The 13,433-nt window shown below is 58.1% G+C and carries 13 protein-coding genes and 1 pseudogene; 4 read left to right on the forward strand and 10 right to left on the reverse strand.

What is annotated here, in order from left to right; translation table 11 throughout:
* Window positions 1-73 precede the first annotated feature (73 nt).
* Together purU and fdhA are read left to right on the forward strand one after the other, a co-directional pair.
* Window positions 74-931, forward strand: coding sequence for a formyltetrahydrofolate deformylase (purU, locus tag BLL42_RS16350; protein WP_071553037.1), 858 nt, complete (start codon window positions 74-76; stop codon window positions 929-931).
* 157 nt (window positions 932-1,088) lie between these two features.
* Window positions 1,089-2,288: a formaldehyde dehydrogenase, glutathione-independent gene (gene fdhA, locus BLL42_RS16355; protein ID WP_019693988.1), complete on the forward strand. Its 1,200-nt coding sequence runs from the start codon at window positions 1,089-1,091 to the stop codon at window positions 2,286-2,288.
* Window positions 2,289-2,903: 615 nt separating this feature from the next.
* Here fdhA and BLL42_RS30505 read toward each other — a convergent pair.
* The 5 genes and pseudogenes from BLL42_RS30505 to BLL42_RS16380 all read right to left on the reverse strand — a co-directional run.
* Window positions 2,904-3,442 (reverse strand): annotated as a pseudogene (locus tag BLL42_RS30505) (RHS repeat-associated core domain-containing protein); the annotation flags it as partial.
* A 162-nt stretch (window positions 3,443-3,604) separates the two neighbouring features.
* Window positions 3,605-3,787, reverse strand: a complete 183-nt coding sequence (locus BLL42_RS16365; RefSeq protein ID WP_071553038.1) for a hypothetical protein — start codon at window positions 3,785-3,787, stop codon at window positions 3,605-3,607.
* Window positions 3,788-4,174: 387 nt separating this feature from the next.
* On the reverse strand, window positions 4,175-4,849 hold the full coding sequence (locus BLL42_RS16370; RefSeq protein WP_071553039.1) for an anti-sigma factor: 675 nt from the start codon (window positions 4,847-4,849) through the stop codon (window positions 4,175-4,177).
* On the reverse strand, window positions 4,846-5,490 hold the full coding sequence (locus tag BLL42_RS16375) for a sigma-70 family RNA polymerase sigma factor (RefSeq protein WP_071553040.1): 645 nt from the start codon (window positions 5,488-5,490) through the stop codon (window positions 4,846-4,848). The genes BLL42_RS16370 and BLL42_RS16375 overlap by 4 nt, the downstream gene beginning before the upstream one ends.
* 54 nt (window positions 5,491-5,544) lie before the next feature.
* Window positions 5,545-6,138, reverse strand: a complete 594-nt coding sequence (locus BLL42_RS16380) for a fasciclin domain-containing protein (RefSeq protein WP_081427311.1) — start codon at window positions 6,136-6,138, stop codon at window positions 5,545-5,547.
* 224 nt (window positions 6,139-6,362) lie between these two features.
* Here BLL42_RS16380 and BLL42_RS16385 point away from each other — a divergent pair, with 224 nt between their 5' ends.
* Entirely contained in the window at window positions 6,363-6,926 is a 564-nt protein-coding gene (locus tag BLL42_RS16385) for a DUF2780 domain-containing protein (RefSeq protein WP_071553041.1), read from the forward strand.
* Here the strand turns inward: BLL42_RS16385 and yihG are convergent.
* Window positions 6,885-7,814, reverse strand: a complete 930-nt coding sequence (yihG, locus tag BLL42_RS16390; protein ID WP_071553042.1) for a 1-acylglycerol-3-phosphate O-acyltransferase, YihG family — start codon at window positions 7,812-7,814, stop codon at window positions 6,885-6,887. The two genes, BLL42_RS16385 and yihG, sit on opposite strands and share 42 nt — an antisense overlap.
* 278 nt (window positions 7,815-8,092) lie before the next feature.
* Here yihG and rloA2 point away from each other — a divergent pair, with 278 nt between their 5' ends.
* Complete coding sequence (gene rloA2 / locus BLL42_RS16395) at window positions 8,093-8,596, forward strand: retropepsin-like aspartic peptidase RloA2 (RefSeq protein ID WP_071553043.1); 504 nt, start codon at window positions 8,093-8,095, stop codon at window positions 8,594-8,596.
* Between the two features lie 37 nt (window positions 8,597-8,633).
* Here the strand turns inward: rloA2 and BLL42_RS29275 are convergent, their stop codons facing one another.
* The 4 genes from BLL42_RS29275 to BLL42_RS16415 all read right to left on the reverse strand — a co-directional run bounded on the left by BLL42_RS29275 (window position 8,634) and on the right by BLL42_RS16415 (window position 13,213).
* Window positions 8,634-9,725 carry an RHS repeat-associated core domain-containing protein gene (locus BLL42_RS29275; RefSeq protein ID WP_081427312.1) on the reverse strand — a complete coding sequence of 364 codons (1,092 nt, stop codon included), beginning with the start codon at window positions 9,723-9,725 and terminating at the stop codon, window positions 8,634-8,636.
* A 99-nt stretch (window positions 9,726-9,824) separates the two neighbouring features.
* Entirely contained in the window at window positions 9,825-10,454 is a 630-nt protein-coding gene (locus BLL42_RS16405; RefSeq protein WP_071553044.1) for a glutathione S-transferase, read from the reverse strand.
* A gap of 114 nt (window positions 10,455-10,568) precedes the next feature.
* Complete coding sequence (locus BLL42_RS16410) at window positions 10,569-11,276, reverse strand: 3'-5' exonuclease (RefSeq protein WP_071553045.1); 708 nt, start codon at window positions 11,274-11,276, stop codon at window positions 10,569-10,571.
* Window positions 11,273-13,213 (reverse strand): putative nucleotidyltransferase substrate binding domain-containing protein, encoded by a 1,941-nt coding sequence (locus BLL42_RS16415; protein ID WP_071555776.1) that lies wholly within the window; start codon window positions 13,211-13,213, stop codon window positions 11,273-11,275. The genes BLL42_RS16410 and BLL42_RS16415 overlap by 4 nt, the downstream gene beginning before the upstream one ends.
* Between the last annotated feature and the right edge of the window lie 220 nt (window positions 13,214-13,433).

Below are 13,433 nucleotides of genomic sequence, written 5' to 3' on the forward strand. Positions count from 1 at the left end.
CTACGCCGCCGAACGCAGCCTGGCGGCAGCTGCTACGAGAGCTGCGTCGTTCACGAACAGGAGTCACCGCACTATGAGCCGCGCCCCAGACACATGGATTTTGACCGCTGATTGCCCAAGCGTATTGGGCACGGTGGATGCGGTGACCCGCTTTCTGTTCGAACAGGGTTGCTACGTCACCGAGCACCACTCGTTCGATGATCGGCTTTCCGGCCGCTTCTTCATTCGTGTGGAATTCCGTCAGCCCGACGCCTTCGACGAACAGGTGTTCCGCGCAGGTCTGGCCGAACGGACCGACGCGTTCGGCATGGTGTTCGAACTGACGCCGCCGCACCACCGGCCCAAAGTGGTGATCATGGTCTCCAAGGCCGATCACTGCCTCAACGACTTGCTTTATCGTCAACGCATCGGCCAATTGTCGATGGAAGTGGTGGCGGTGGTGTCCAACCACCCGGACCTCAAGCCGCTGGCCGACTGGCACGAGATTCCCTATTACCACTTCCCGCTCGACCCAAACGACAAGCCCGCGCAAGAGCGGCAGGTCTGGCAGGTGATCGAAGAGTCCGGCGCCGAGCTGGTGGTGCTTGCGCGTTACATGCAAGTGCTGTCACCGGAGCTGTGCCGCAAGCTCGACGGTAAAGCGATCAATATCCATCACTCATTGCTGCCCGGTTTCAAAGGCGCCAAGCCGTATCACCAGGCCTACAACAAGGGCGTGAAACTGGTGGGCGCCACGGCGCACTACATCAACAACGACCTCGATGAAGGCCCGATTATCGCCCAGGGCGTGGAGGTGGTGGATCACAGCCATTACCCCGAAGACCTGATTGCCAAGGGCCGGGATATCGAAGGCCAGACGTTGGCCCGAGCGGTGGGGTATCACATTGAACGACGGGTGTTTCTGAACGCCAATCGCACCGTCGTTTTGTAGACCGCTAAAAGATCGCAGCCTTCGGCGGCTCCTACAGGGATACGCGGTCAGCGTAGGAGCTGCCGAAGGCTGCGATCTCTTGATTTACCGAGCAATCAACGCGCCGCTGATTCCTGGCGACGCGACCGCTACATAAAAATAACAGCGAGGTGAAAGCATGTCTGGTAATCGTGGTGTGGTGTATCTCGGCAACGGCAAGGTCGAAGTACAGAAAATCGACTATCCCAAAATGCAGGACCCGCGCGGCAGGAAGATCGAACACGGTGTCATCCTGCGTGTGGTCTCCACCAATATCTGTGGTTCGGACCAGCACATGGTGCGGGGTCGCACCACAGCCCAGACCGGTCTGGTGCTGGGCCACGAGATCACCGGTGAAGTGATCGAGAAGGGCAGCGATGTCGAAAACCTGAAAATTGGCGATCTGGTGTCGGTGCCGTTCAACGTGGCGTGCGGCCGTTGCCGTTCCTGCAAAGAGATGCACACCGGTGTCTGCCTCAGCGTTAACCCGGCGCGTCCGGGCGGTGCCTATGGTTATGTCGACATGGGTGACTGGACCGGTGGTCAGGCCGAATACGCGATGGTGCCGTATGCCGACTTCAACCTGCTGAAACTGCCGGATCGCGACCGGGCCATGGAAAAAATCCGTGACCTGACCTGCCTCTCCGACATCCTGCCGACCGGTTACCACGGCGCTGTCACGGCGGGTGTTGGCCCAGGCAGTACCGTTTACATCGCCGGCGCGGGTCCGGTCGGTCTGGCGGCTGCCGCTTCCGCTCGCCTGCTGGGCGCGGCAGTGGTGATCATCGGTGACGTCAACCCGATCCGCCTGGCTCACGCCAAGGCCCAGGGTTTTGAAATCGCCGACCTGTCGACAGACACCCCGCTGCACGAACAGATCGCTGCACTGCTGGGCGAACCGGAAGTGGATTGCGCCGTCGACGCCGTGGGTTTCGAAGCCCGTGGTCACGGCCATGCCGGGGTGAAACACGAAGCACCGGCCACCGTGCTCAACTCGCTGATGGGCGTGGTTCGCGTGGCTGGCAAAATCGGTATCCCCGGCCTCTACGTCACCGAAGATCCGGGCGCAGTCGATGCGGCCGCGAAAATGGGCAGCCTGAGCATCCGCTTCGGTCTCGGCTGGGCCAAATCCCACAGCTTCCACACCGGCCAGACCCCCGTCATGAAGTACAACCGCCAGCTGATGCAGGCGATCATGTGGGACCGCATCAAGATTGCCGACATCGTCGGTGTTGAAGTCATCAGCCTGGATGACGCGCCACGTGGGTATGGCGAATTTGATGCGGGCGTGCCGAAGAAATTTGTGATTGATCCGCATAAGTTGTTTAGTGCGGCGTAAAATTTTTAAGAGTGATGAGGGCGACTTAAGTCGCCCTTTTTAGTGTTCTAGACGTGCAATGGTGAGTGTATAAAGCTTTGTTTGTGATGTGTTATTTTTGTCGATTTAAATGTCATCTATCATTTCCAAGATGTAAGCGTCGTACTTGTTTTTAGCTATTTGTATTTCCATGCGTATGTTTCGTTGTTGGAGAGGGATCCCGTGAGGGTCTAGGTACGTAGGCGTCAAGTTCGAAATTATACCTAATGGGTGCTCGGATTTTGAGACGTGATCGGATACAGGTTTAACCCTCCGCGTGAAAAATCCGGGAGCATTTCCGGAACTCGCTACCTCAAGTCTCTCGCTCCAGGGACCATTGGTCTTACTTAAAAAACTCTTTAAATTTCCATCTCCGAATTTACTCTCCATGCTGTGAAGTAGTCTCGTGTATGAGTTGTCGCGCGCTGCGATAGCCAAGAGCTGTTTTTCTGAAAATTTCTGCGCGCTTAATTCTAATAGTGACGGTTTGCTCGCTTTGCTTACAGGCGATAAAGTTTTCGAGGTCAACCTTGTACTTGCTGTTAGTGATTTAAATTTTTGAGCGGCTTGTACAACCTTCGCTATAACAGAAAAAGAAATATGCCCGGTAGAGTCAGCCCGATTCACCGGATCCCCCCCACAATACGCATACGCATTCCCCCCCCCTTTCCAAACGGACTAAAACGAGCGCTGTCCGGACTGTTAAAACGCATCAACACCGGGTTAAACGCCCGATAGCCATTGCCCAACAAATAACATCCCGTCACCGGATCCGGTCGTTCGCCGTTGAAGCCGAGCTGGCTGAGCAAGCCGTTCCCCACTGGGCGATGGCCGTAGGGTGCGTAGGCGAGGGGATTGGGTCGGGTCGCGTCGAGCACGTTCAACACCGAACGCTGTTGATCCGTGGCGAGCAATCGTGTTTCCACGGCGCCGGTCTGGTGCTGTTGCTGCGCCAGCAGCTGATCCTCGTGCTGCATGATCGAACGCTGCACCGCGCCCTGAATCTCGGTGGTCAGGCGATCTTTCTGGTAGAAGCGCTGGGTGGTGGGTTGCGCCGCGGGGGTGTAGCCAGCCAGTCGATCCAGCGGGTCGTGGTGGTAGCGACACAATAACGTTGTGCGAGGAGAGGCAGGCATTGATAGCGCTCCGTACAAAATCCAAAAGCCGTTCCTTTAGCATCGTTGCTTTTTCAGTCGTTGCCTACTATCAGAACTGCTAGGGTCGGATGCCGGTGAGAGGTCGAGCATCATCAGCTTTGACGATCCGCCACTGGGTTATATCGAGTGTTGATGTAAGTACTACAAATACGTTTTTTTCAGGATACCCGTTTCCGGGACCCGCACAATTTCGACCTTCACCGGATAGGTGTATTTATCTTTGACTTTCTTTTGGGCTTCCTTTGGCGTGTTTGCATCTACAGAACCGTACTGGTTGCTGGGAGTACCTTTAACAGCACGGGCGATGTAGATGTATGTCGTCATGGTTGAGTTCCTTTTGCTGATGAGGCAATGGTGTGCAACGTACCCGTTTGTTGGGGCTGTTGATAAAGTTTTAAGTCTCGGAGGAGGTTTCGTCTACTGTCAGAAATTACAGGTTGCGTTGTCGAGTCAGGTGTTTCGGATGGGCGGTTGGCTGGCCGATACACGTGTTGGGGAATGAGTAGGGCATCACTAAGAAAGACCGATTTATTAGCTGACTCTCAGCCATCGGCTACCATCAACTGATGCTGGCGATCATGTAGGGCCGCATAAAGATTGCCGAAGAAGTTTGTGATTGATCCGCATAAGTTGTTTAGTGCGGTGTAAGGCTTCACGCAAAAAAACGGCGACCTTCGGGTCGCCGTTTTTACATCAAAAGATCTTTTGCGTTCACAACCCCGCCAACGCCCCCTGATACAACACCGGCCCCGTCGGTTGTCCGGTCGGCGAACCGCCTTCAGGTTCCAGGCTGACTGCCAGTGCTATCGGTTTACCCAGCAGCACATGCTGTTCGTCGCTCAATGCGACCCGGCCTTTACCGCCAGCCGGGATCACACCCAGCGAGACCGGCTTGCCATCCGCTGGAATCGCCCACAATTCGAGGCTGTGTCCGGGCGCGACGGCGGCCAAGGTCAACGGTTCGACTTGCAGATAATCGTCGTGAGCCTTGATCCGCAACGCAGGCTGCGCGCTGGCGCTGAGCAACGTGGCGCTGTATTGGGTGCTGTCGCGGTGGTAGAGAATGCCCAGCGTCACTGCCACCAGCAGCGAGCAGACTGCCACCGTCGCGCGCAACCAGTTCCAGAATGGACGTTTGGCCGGCACATGCAGTGCTTGTGGCTCAATCCGCGCGTTGATGGCGGTCCACACCCAGTCGGGCACGGGCACTTCCCTCAAGGGTTCGTTGAGGCGGGTCAGGCTCTCTTGCCACTTGGCCAGTTCAACGCGCAGTTCGGCGTCGTCCAGCAACAGCTGTTCGAAGCGTCGGCGAGCGGCGGTGGGCATCAGGCCAATGGCGTAGTCGGCGGCGAGGGCACGGCGCAGGCGTCTGGTTTGATAGTTCATGATTCAAGGCACCTGCGCAGGCGCTCCATACCGCGGCGAATCCACGACTTGACCGAGCCCAGTGGCGCGGCCAAATGATCGGCCAGTTCAGAGCAGGACAAACCCTGAAAGTAGGCCACAGTGATCGATTGACGCTGCATGCCCTCAAGGGTGTCCAGGCAGCGGATCAGTGCGCTGGCTTCACGGTCGCTGCTGAGTAACTCCTGGGCCGAGGGCGCTTCGTCGACCAGCGCCTGTTCTTCCCATTCGCTGAGGCGGCGGTCGCGGTGTTTGCGTAACTGGTCGATGGCCTGGTTGCGGGTGATGTTGATCATCCAGGTCATCGGCGCTGATAAATGCGCCTGGTAACGCGAGGCGTTGTTCCAGATGCGCACGAAGCTTTCCTGCAGCACTTCTTCGGCCAGGTCGCTGCGCCCCATAAAGCGCAGCGCCACGCCATGCAGGCGCGGTGCAACGCTGTGGTAGAGCGTCTCGAACGCACGGCGGTCGCCCAGTGAGCATTGGGCGAGTAGCTGTCTGAGCGGTTCGGCGTCGGCGGTGGAAATGAGCGTTCTCCAGGTAATCTCAGTGGGCATGCGCTGTCGGTTGCAGGCAGGGTTGCAGGCTGAGGTTAGTTCACGGCGCGTTGTTGTTCCATTCACGGCGACAGACCTCAAGGCAACGCCGGCCCCGATGCACAGGGCCGGCGTCAACGCTTAGCTTTTCGGCATCAGCACTTTGTCGATGACTTGAATCACGCCGTTGGATTGGTACACGTCGTAGGTGGTGATGTCGGCGGTGGCGCCTGTTTCGTCCTTGAGGGTGATGTTGTGCGGGCCGTTCATCGTCACCCACAGCTTGCCGCCGCTGACGGTGGTGAGTTCGGCTTTACCGCCGCCGGCCTTGATCTGCTGGGCCAACGTCGCCATGTCGAGTTTGCCGGCGACCACGTGGTAGGTGAGGATGTGAGCCAGCGTGGCTTTGTTGGCGGGTTTGAGCAGGGAATCGACGGTGCCGGCGGGCAGGGCGGCGAACGCCGAGTTGACGGGTGCGAACACGGTGAACGGACCTTTACCTTTGAGGGTGTCGACTAGGCCAGCGGCTTTCACCGCAGCGACCAGGGTGGTGTGATCTGCCGAGTTCACCGCGTTATCGATGATGTCTTTGCTCGGCATCATGGCCTGGCCGCCGACCATCACAGTGTCGTGGCTCATGTCTGCCGCTTGCACGCTGTTGAGGGTCAAACCGCAGGTCACGGCCAGGCTCAGCAGGCTGGCGATCAATGGGGCTTTAATCGAAGTGCGCTTCATGGTGATTGTCCTTGGTGAGGAATCGGCCAGGAATGTCTGTCCGTGTTTGATATACGCAGTCAGGCGAACAGTGGATGCAGCGCATGAATAATATTTTTTAACTAGATTTCAGACGGGCCGGTGCGGCGCACAATGGACGGGAACAATGAGTGTCGCGGCCAGTCAAACAGCTGGTTTCCACCACCTGATTGCAGGTGGTTTTCAGGGTTAAGGAGTTCGTCTCGATGAAGATTTCACGCGGTTTTGCTTTGGCTTCGCTCATGACCCTGGCGACCAGCCCGGTCTTCGCCGCAGGCTTCAGCCTGAACGATGTGGCCGGTGCCGTGTCCGGCATGCAGGGCGGCGACAAGACGGCTGCCGCAGCACCGACCCCGCAAGCAGCCGGTCTGTTGAGTGCGCTGAGTTCGCTGAACGTGACGCCAGAGCAGGCGATTGGCGGCACCGGCGCCATGTTGGGGTTGGCAAAGAATCAGCTGGGTTCGGCCGATTATTCGCAGTTGACTAATAAAGTGCCTGGCCTGGATCAGCTGTCGGGCAGCAATGCATTGGGCAGCCTGGGTGGCTTGAGCGGCCTGCTCGGTGGTTCGCCGGGTAAGTCGGCAGGCCTGGACAGCGCGCTGGGCAATGTCAAGAACACCAGTGACCTGAACAACGCCTTCACCGCGCTGGGTATGGACAGCGGGATGGTCGGCCAGTTTGCCCCGATCCTTCTGCAATACCTCGGTCAGCAGGGCGTTGGCGGTTCGTTACTCAATAGTCTCGGCGGGATCTGGGGCGCCGGCGGCTGATTCAGCCCGCTCGGCGCGCAAAGCGTCGATGCGTGAGTCCTTCTCGGTCCAGAGCTGGTTGACCCAGTTCTGGACGCTCTGGCGAAACGCCGGATCGTTTTCGTAATCCCCCTGCCACAACGCAGGTTCCAGCTCACGGGTCTTGATGTCGATGATCACCCGCGGCACCGCACCGCTGATCAAGTCCCAGAAACCCGGAATCTTTGCCTGTGGATAAACCACGGTCACATCGAGCACTGCATCCAGCTGTTCACCCAACGCCGCCAGGACAAACGCGACGCCGCCTGCCTTGGGCTTGAGTAAGTGTTTGAAGGGCGATTGCTGTTCGGTGCGTTTGAGCGGGGTGAAACGAGTGCCTTCCAGGTAATTGACCACGCTCACCGGCTGGCGCTTGAACAGCTCGCAGGCAGCTTTGGTGATGTCCAGATCCTTGCCGTGTAACTCCGGATGCCGGGCCAGAAAGGCTTTGCTGTAGCGCTTCATGAACGGGTAATCCAGCGCCCACCAGGCCAGGCCCAGAAACGGCACCCAGATCAGCTCTTTCTTCAGGAAGAACTTGAAAAACGGCGTGCGCCGGTTGAGCGTCTGGATCAGCGCCGGGATGTCGACCCAGGACAGGTGATTGCTGATCACCAGATAAGAGGTGTCGACCCGCAGGCCTTCGCCGCCGCGAATGTCCCATTGTGTGGGGATGCACAGGGCGAAAATCAGCTTGTCGATTTCGGCCCAGGTTTCGGCAATCCACATCACCGCCGCGCTGGCATCATCACGAAAACGCCCTGGCAGGAGCAGTTTAAGCAGGGCAAACACCATCAGCGGACCGAACAGGACCAGGGTGTTGAGTAACAGCAGTAAGGTGACGAAACAGCCGGTGAGCAGGCGGCGCATAAATAACTCTTGGAAGCGTTTGGGCGCGCAATGATAAGCAGCTTTGGCCCAGAGGCCAAATCCGGGTGGCTGACGAATGTTTCACTTGTCTGGGGGTATGTTGGTTCCCTTAAGATTTTGTTAACCCGCAAAAGATCGCAGCCTGCGGCAGCTCCTACAGGAGATCGCGGCGTAGGAGCTGCCGCAGGCTGCGATCTTTTGATCTTCAACGATGCCGAACGAATTCAAAGGCAGCGGTCTAAAATCCCGCTGTCCCTCTTCCGAAGGAAAACCATTACGTGAAATCTGTCCTCGCCTTGTTGTCCCTTCTGGCCCTGCCGGTCATGGCCGCCGAGCCGACCCTGTATGGCCGTTACGAGTACATCAAGCTGCCGGAAATCGGTGGTCAGGTCCTCAAGGCCAAGATGGACACAGGCGCGCTGACGGCTTCCCTGTCGGCCAAGGACATCGAAACCTTCACCCGCGATGGCGAAGACTGGGTGCGCTTCCGTCTGGGCACCAAGGATGCAAGCAGCAAGGTCTTCGAACACAAAGTCTTGCGGATCAGCAAAATCAAAAGCCGCGCCGACGAGGACGATGAAAAGGACGTGGCCGACGTCGCCAAGCGTCCAGTTGTCGAGCTGGAGCTGTGCCTGGGCAGCATCAAGCGCACGGTGGAGGTCAACCTGACCGACCGCAGCAGTTTCAATTACCCGCTGCTGATCGGTGCCAAGGCATTACGTGAGTTTGGCGCGGCGGTGAACCCGGCCAGACGCTTCGTCGCGGATAAGCCTGACTGCTGAGTGCATGGCAGCACTGCGACCAATGAAGTGGTTTCACCTACGGTTGGCGAATATCAGTTATTGCCTGTTCATATGACGGTGGATGTCTGTTAATCGGTGGAAATTCTGCTAAAGATGATTGATTTTGTGCATAGGGTGGTGGAGGTCCGTTACGCGGTAAACTTGTTGGCGGTGATTGAATTAGTTCGTAAGGTGGCGGGGACTCGTAATCCGGTAAAGCCATGCCCCTTCTCGTGTGGGTTGAATGGTTCAGCGTACTTGCGGCCTGTTGCGAGCGTGAGGAGTAACTTCCATCGAAAGAGTTTGTTGATGCGGAAGACATCGATCTTGCGTGCCTTTGAGGCCGGGTTTGAGTGGGTTGCATCGCGTTCCGTGGGGATAATCCGTGATGCAATGAGTTTTGTAGCGCTGTTCTTCTTTGGATTGCGCTTCGCTTCAACAAGCTTAAGGCAGTTGATCCTCCTACCCCTGCGCCTAAAATAAAGAGTGTAAGGCCGCTAACTACCATTGCGGGATCCTTTTCAGACTTGATTATCATTACCATGCCCCCAACGGTCGCGGCTACGGTTGCCAGTCCAACGATAACTGGAACTACCCAACGGCCTGTTGGATCTCTTTGATTCACCGGATTGCCCTGGCAATACGTATACGGATTCACGCCACCTTTCCCAAACGGACTCGAACTATCCGCACTGTTAAACCGCATCATCACTGGATTGAACTGCCGATAGCCGTTCCCCAAATGATAATGCCCGGTCACCGGATCCGGCCGTTCGCCGTTGAAGCCCAGCAAACTGAGCAAGCCGTTTTCCGCTGGGCGATGGCCGTAGGGCGTGTAGGCGAGGGGATGGGGCTGAGTCGTGTTGAGGGTGTTCAACACCGAACGCTGTTGATCAGTCGCCAGCAGGGTGGTATCGCGCCTACCACTCTGAGACTGCTGTTGTCCCAACAACTGATCTTCATGCTGGAAAACACTGGTCTGCATCAGGCCTTGGATTTCAGTTGCCAATCGGCTCTTGCAATAAAAGCGCTGGGTATCAGCTTCAGCGGATGGCGCACACTCCACCAAGCGGTCCAGCGGATCGTAATGGTAGCGACACAGTATGGTTTCGCGAGGTGAGGCAGACATTGGCTGAACTCCGAAAAAGGTCCATAAAGTCGGGCCTTGAGCATCGGAGTTTTTTCAGCTTTTGCCTACTATCAGAACTGCTAGTCTTTCACCCCCGATTCAAACCTTCGGCATCGTCGCCAACATCGAAGCCCGTTGACTCACCTCGAAATACCACGCCGCCAACTGCGGATTCGCCTCACGCCAATCCAGATCCGAATGGCGCAGATCCAGATACCCCAACGCACACGCCACGCTGATCGCCGCGACGTCGAAATGGCTGGTCAGCTCGGCGATGGCCTCGGCTTCCAGCACCGTCAAGGCACGGCGAATCTTGTCGCGCTGGGCGTCGAGCCATTGGTCCCAGTGTTTCTCCGGGGCGCGCAGGGCGACTTCGTAACGGATCATCACCGAAGCGTCCATGATCCCGTCGGCCAGCGCGGCCAGGGTCAGGCGCCGCCAGCGTGCCGGGCCTTCCCGAGGGATCAACGGGTTACCGACATGTTGCTGGTCGAGGTAGTCGAGGATCACCCGGCTGTCGTACAACACGTTACCGTCGGCCAGGCGCAGCGCCGGGATCTTGCCCAGCGGGTTGTCCTGGTTCAGCGCGGCATCGGGGCTGACCGGGCTCAGTTGGCTGTGTTGCAGCGCCACGCGGTCCAGTTGAGCGGTTTCATGCAGCAGCACCATCACTTTGCGCACGTAAGGCGAAGCAGGGTTGTGGAACAAGGTCATGCTGGGGGCGGACATGGACATTCCTCGGCGGTATTCAGGGAACAAGGGCAAGAGGTCTAGCCTAGTAAGTTCCGGTGCGACTGGCGAGGGGTTTGAGGGTGCGATGAGACCAAATCAGACGCTGAACACCTAAAACGAATGGCTTTGCTGTCGGCGTTTCCACTGGCTCAACCGCTGTTGCAAATTCAATGGACTGTGAATCTGCTGCGCTCGTGCGCGGTTGAACAGGATCAACGCTAACTCAGCCGTCGCCATGGCATCGGCGCTGGCGTTATGGCGCTCGAAAACTTGCAGCTTGAACCAGTTGATCCAGTCGTCCAGCCCGGCTTCGCGGATGTTCGCCTGTGGGCACAGCAGCGGGGCCATGTCGGCAACGTCGATAAACGGATGCTGCAAGCGATAACCCAGGCTGTCCTTCAAGGCGCGACCGAGCATGTGCTGGTCGAACGGCGCATGAAACGCCAGCAATGGACTGTCACCGACGAACGCCATGAAATCCAGCAAAGCGTCCCGCGGATCAGTGCCAGCGGCAATCGCGCTCGGGCCCAGGCCGTGAAGCAACACACTAGGCCCCGGTTTATGGTCACTGCGCTGCAAGGTTCGCTCGAACTGCTGACTGAAATCGATCGCGCCGTCTTCGATCACCACGGCACCGATCGACAGCACTACGTCCTTGTTCAGGTTCAACCCGGTGGTTTCCAGATCGACCACCACCCAGCGTTGTTCGCGAAGGCTGCATTCGCCCAGCGTCTGGGCACTCGGCAGTTGTTCCAGGCGCTGTTGCTGCTCAGCCGTTAACGTCGGGCCGGCAGGGCGCAGCCAGGAAAACAGCTTCATAGCTGATACCGCAGGGCCAGGCTGCTTTGCAGGCGTTGGGCCTGACGCAGGGACTCACGCAGGATTCGCCGGTCCAGATGATTCAAGCTGTCCGGATCGACCCGGTTGGAATAGGGCAAATTCTCACGGGTCTGTCGCTGATGCTGCTGCATGCGGGTTTGCTGGATGAAGTGATAGGCCTCCTCATAGGCCGCACCGTCGAGCGGCTCGATGACTTTTTTGGCCACCAGTTGGCGAAAGCGCTCCAAGGTATTGTTGGCCCCGATGTCATGGGCCAGCGCCAATAGCCGGGCACCGTCGACAAAAGGGGTCAGCCCTTGGACTTTCAGATCGAGGGTGGCTTTTTCGCCGTTCTTTTTCGCCAGTACAAACTCGCGGAAACGCCCCACGGGCGGCCGTTGGCGCAGGGCATTTTCGGCCAGCATGCGCTGGAACAGCCGATTGTCCGCCACTTGATCAAGAATCGCGCGGCGCAACTGCTCGCAGCCTTGCTCATCGCCCCAGACCACCCGCAGGTCGAAGTAGATGCTCGACCCGAGCAAATTTTCGGGCGTTGCTTCGCGGATAAACGCCGCAAACCGGCGCGCCCATTCGGCACGGGACAAACACAGCTCCGGGTTGCCGGCCATGATATTGCCCTTGCACAGGGTAAAGCCGCAGAGCGCCAGGCACTGGTTGATTTGCTGGGCGATCGGCAACAGCTTGCTGCGAATCTCGGCCGCCTGCACCGCATCACGCGCTTCGAAGAGAATGCCGTTGTCCTGATCGGTGTGCAGCGTCTGCTCGCGGCGGCCTTCGCTGCCGAAGCACAGCCAGCTGAACGGTACGCCGGGATCGCCTTTATCTGCCAGTGTCAGCTCGATGACCCGGCACACGGTGTGATCGTTGAGCAAGGTGATGATGTGGGTGATTTGGGTCGAGGACGCGCCGTGGGCGAGCATGCGTTCGACCAGTTGGCCAATTTCACCGCGCATCGCCACCAGGTTTTCCACCCGCGGCGCGCTACGAATGGCGCGTGCCAGGTGCACCAGATCGACGCGTTGCAGGGAAAACAGATCGCGTTCCGAGACCACGCCGCACAACCGTTGGTCTTTCACCAGGCAGACGTGGGCGATATGCCGCTCGGTCATGGCGATAGCCGCATCGAATGCGCTGTGGTCCGGCGTTAGGGAAAACGGCGCCTGGATCATGTGCCGCTCGATGGACTGGTTGAAGTCGCAGGTGCCGTCGGCAACCACCTGACGCAAGTCGCGCAAAGTGAAAATCCCCAGTGGGGCTTTTTGCTCATCGACCACCACGATGCTGCCGACCTGTTGCTCGTGCATCAGGGTCACGGCTTCGCGCAGTGGGGTCATCGGGCTACAGGTCACGGGATGACGCATTGCCAATTCGCCGAGGCGGGTATTGAGCGAGTACTGGGTGCCGAGGGTTTCCACGGCTTTTTGCTGGACTTGCTGATTGACCTGATCGAGCAGGCTGCTGACGCCACGCAGGGCAAAGTCGCGAAACGTGCTGGAAAGAGCGAACAACTTGATGAAGGCCAGCTTGTTCAGCTGTAGGCAAAAGGTGTCTTCGGCGGCCAGGTGTTCGGTGCGGGTCGCGCGCTCACCCAGCAGTGCGGCGAGGGGGAAACACTCGCCGGTGGTGATTTCGAAGGTGGTTTCGGTGCCGCCCTTGGCTGTGTGCGGACGTTCGCCGACCACCCGGCCTTGTTTGACGATGTAAAAGTGCTCAACCGGTCCGTCCGCGGGCTTGATGATGCTGTCGCCGGGGCCGTAGAAGCGCAGTTGGCATTGTTCGACCAAGTAGGCCAGGTGCGCGTGTTCCATCTGATTGAACGGCGGGAAACGCTGAAGGAACTGCAAGGTGCCCTGGATGTTCTGCAACACCGCGGTTTTCCCTGCCTGGGTGAAGGCATCCGCTTTACTCATAACCATGACCGCAGTCTTTTTCGATGTGTTGTTGTCGGAGTCACTGCCATGGTCGGCCCCTGCGCGAAGAGTGCCCATTGGACGTAAGTCTAGGTACACAAAGCGAGGTTTCGGAAATGCCCTACGCTATAGGTGCGCAAACCGCTGGTTGGCCCACTTGGAAAACAATCCGGCGCAGCGCACATTTAAGTTCTGCTTAGCGATGTCCGACCATGGTGCTAGGGGA

The sequence above is a fragment of the Pseudomonas frederiksbergensis genome (assembly GCF_001874645.1).
Classification (GTDB): domain Bacteria; phylum Pseudomonadota; class Gammaproteobacteria; order Pseudomonadales; family Pseudomonadaceae; genus Aquipseudomonas; species Aquipseudomonas frederiksbergensis_B.

Coding starts and splice junctions, on each gene's coding strand:
- purU (WP_071553037.1), top strand. CDS start 74: ATGAGCCGCGCCCCAGACACATGGATTTTGACCGCTGATTGCCCAAGC.
- fdhA (WP_019693988.1), top strand. CDS start 1,089: ATGTCTGGTAATCGTGGTGTGGTGTATCTCGGCAACGGCAAGGTCGAA.
- BLL42_RS16365 (WP_071553038.1), bottom strand. CDS start 3,787: ATGACGACATACATCTACATCGCCCGTGCTGTTAAAGGTACTCCCAGC.
- BLL42_RS16370 (WP_071553039.1), bottom strand. CDS start 4,849: ATGAACTATCAAACCAGACGCCTGCGCCGTGCCCTCGCCGCCGACTAC.
- BLL42_RS16380 (WP_081427311.1), bottom strand. CDS start 6,138: ATGAAGCGCACTTCGATTAAAGCCCCATTGATCGCCAGCCTGCTGAGC.
- BLL42_RS16385 (WP_071553041.1), top strand. CDS start 6,363: ATGAAGATTTCACGCGGTTTTGCTTTGGCTTCGCTCATGACCCTGGCG.
- yihG (WP_071553042.1), bottom strand. CDS start 7,814: ATGCGCCGCCTGCTCACCGGCTGTTTCGTCACCTTACTGCTGTTACTC.
- BLL42_RS29275 (WP_081427312.1), bottom strand. CDS start 9,725: ATGTCTGCCTCACCTCGCGAAACCATACTGTGTCGCTACCATTACGAT.
- BLL42_RS16405 (WP_071553044.1), bottom strand. CDS start 10,454: ATGTCCGCCCCCAGCATGACCTTGTTCCACAACCCTGCTTCGCCTTAC.
- BLL42_RS16410 (WP_071553045.1), bottom strand. CDS start 11,276: ATGAAGCTGTTTTCCTGGCTGCGCCCTGCCGGCCCGACGTTAACGGCT.
- BLL42_RS16415 (WP_071555776.1), bottom strand. CDS start 13,213: ATGGTTATGAGTAAAGCGGATGCCTTCACCCAGGCAGGGAAAACCGCG.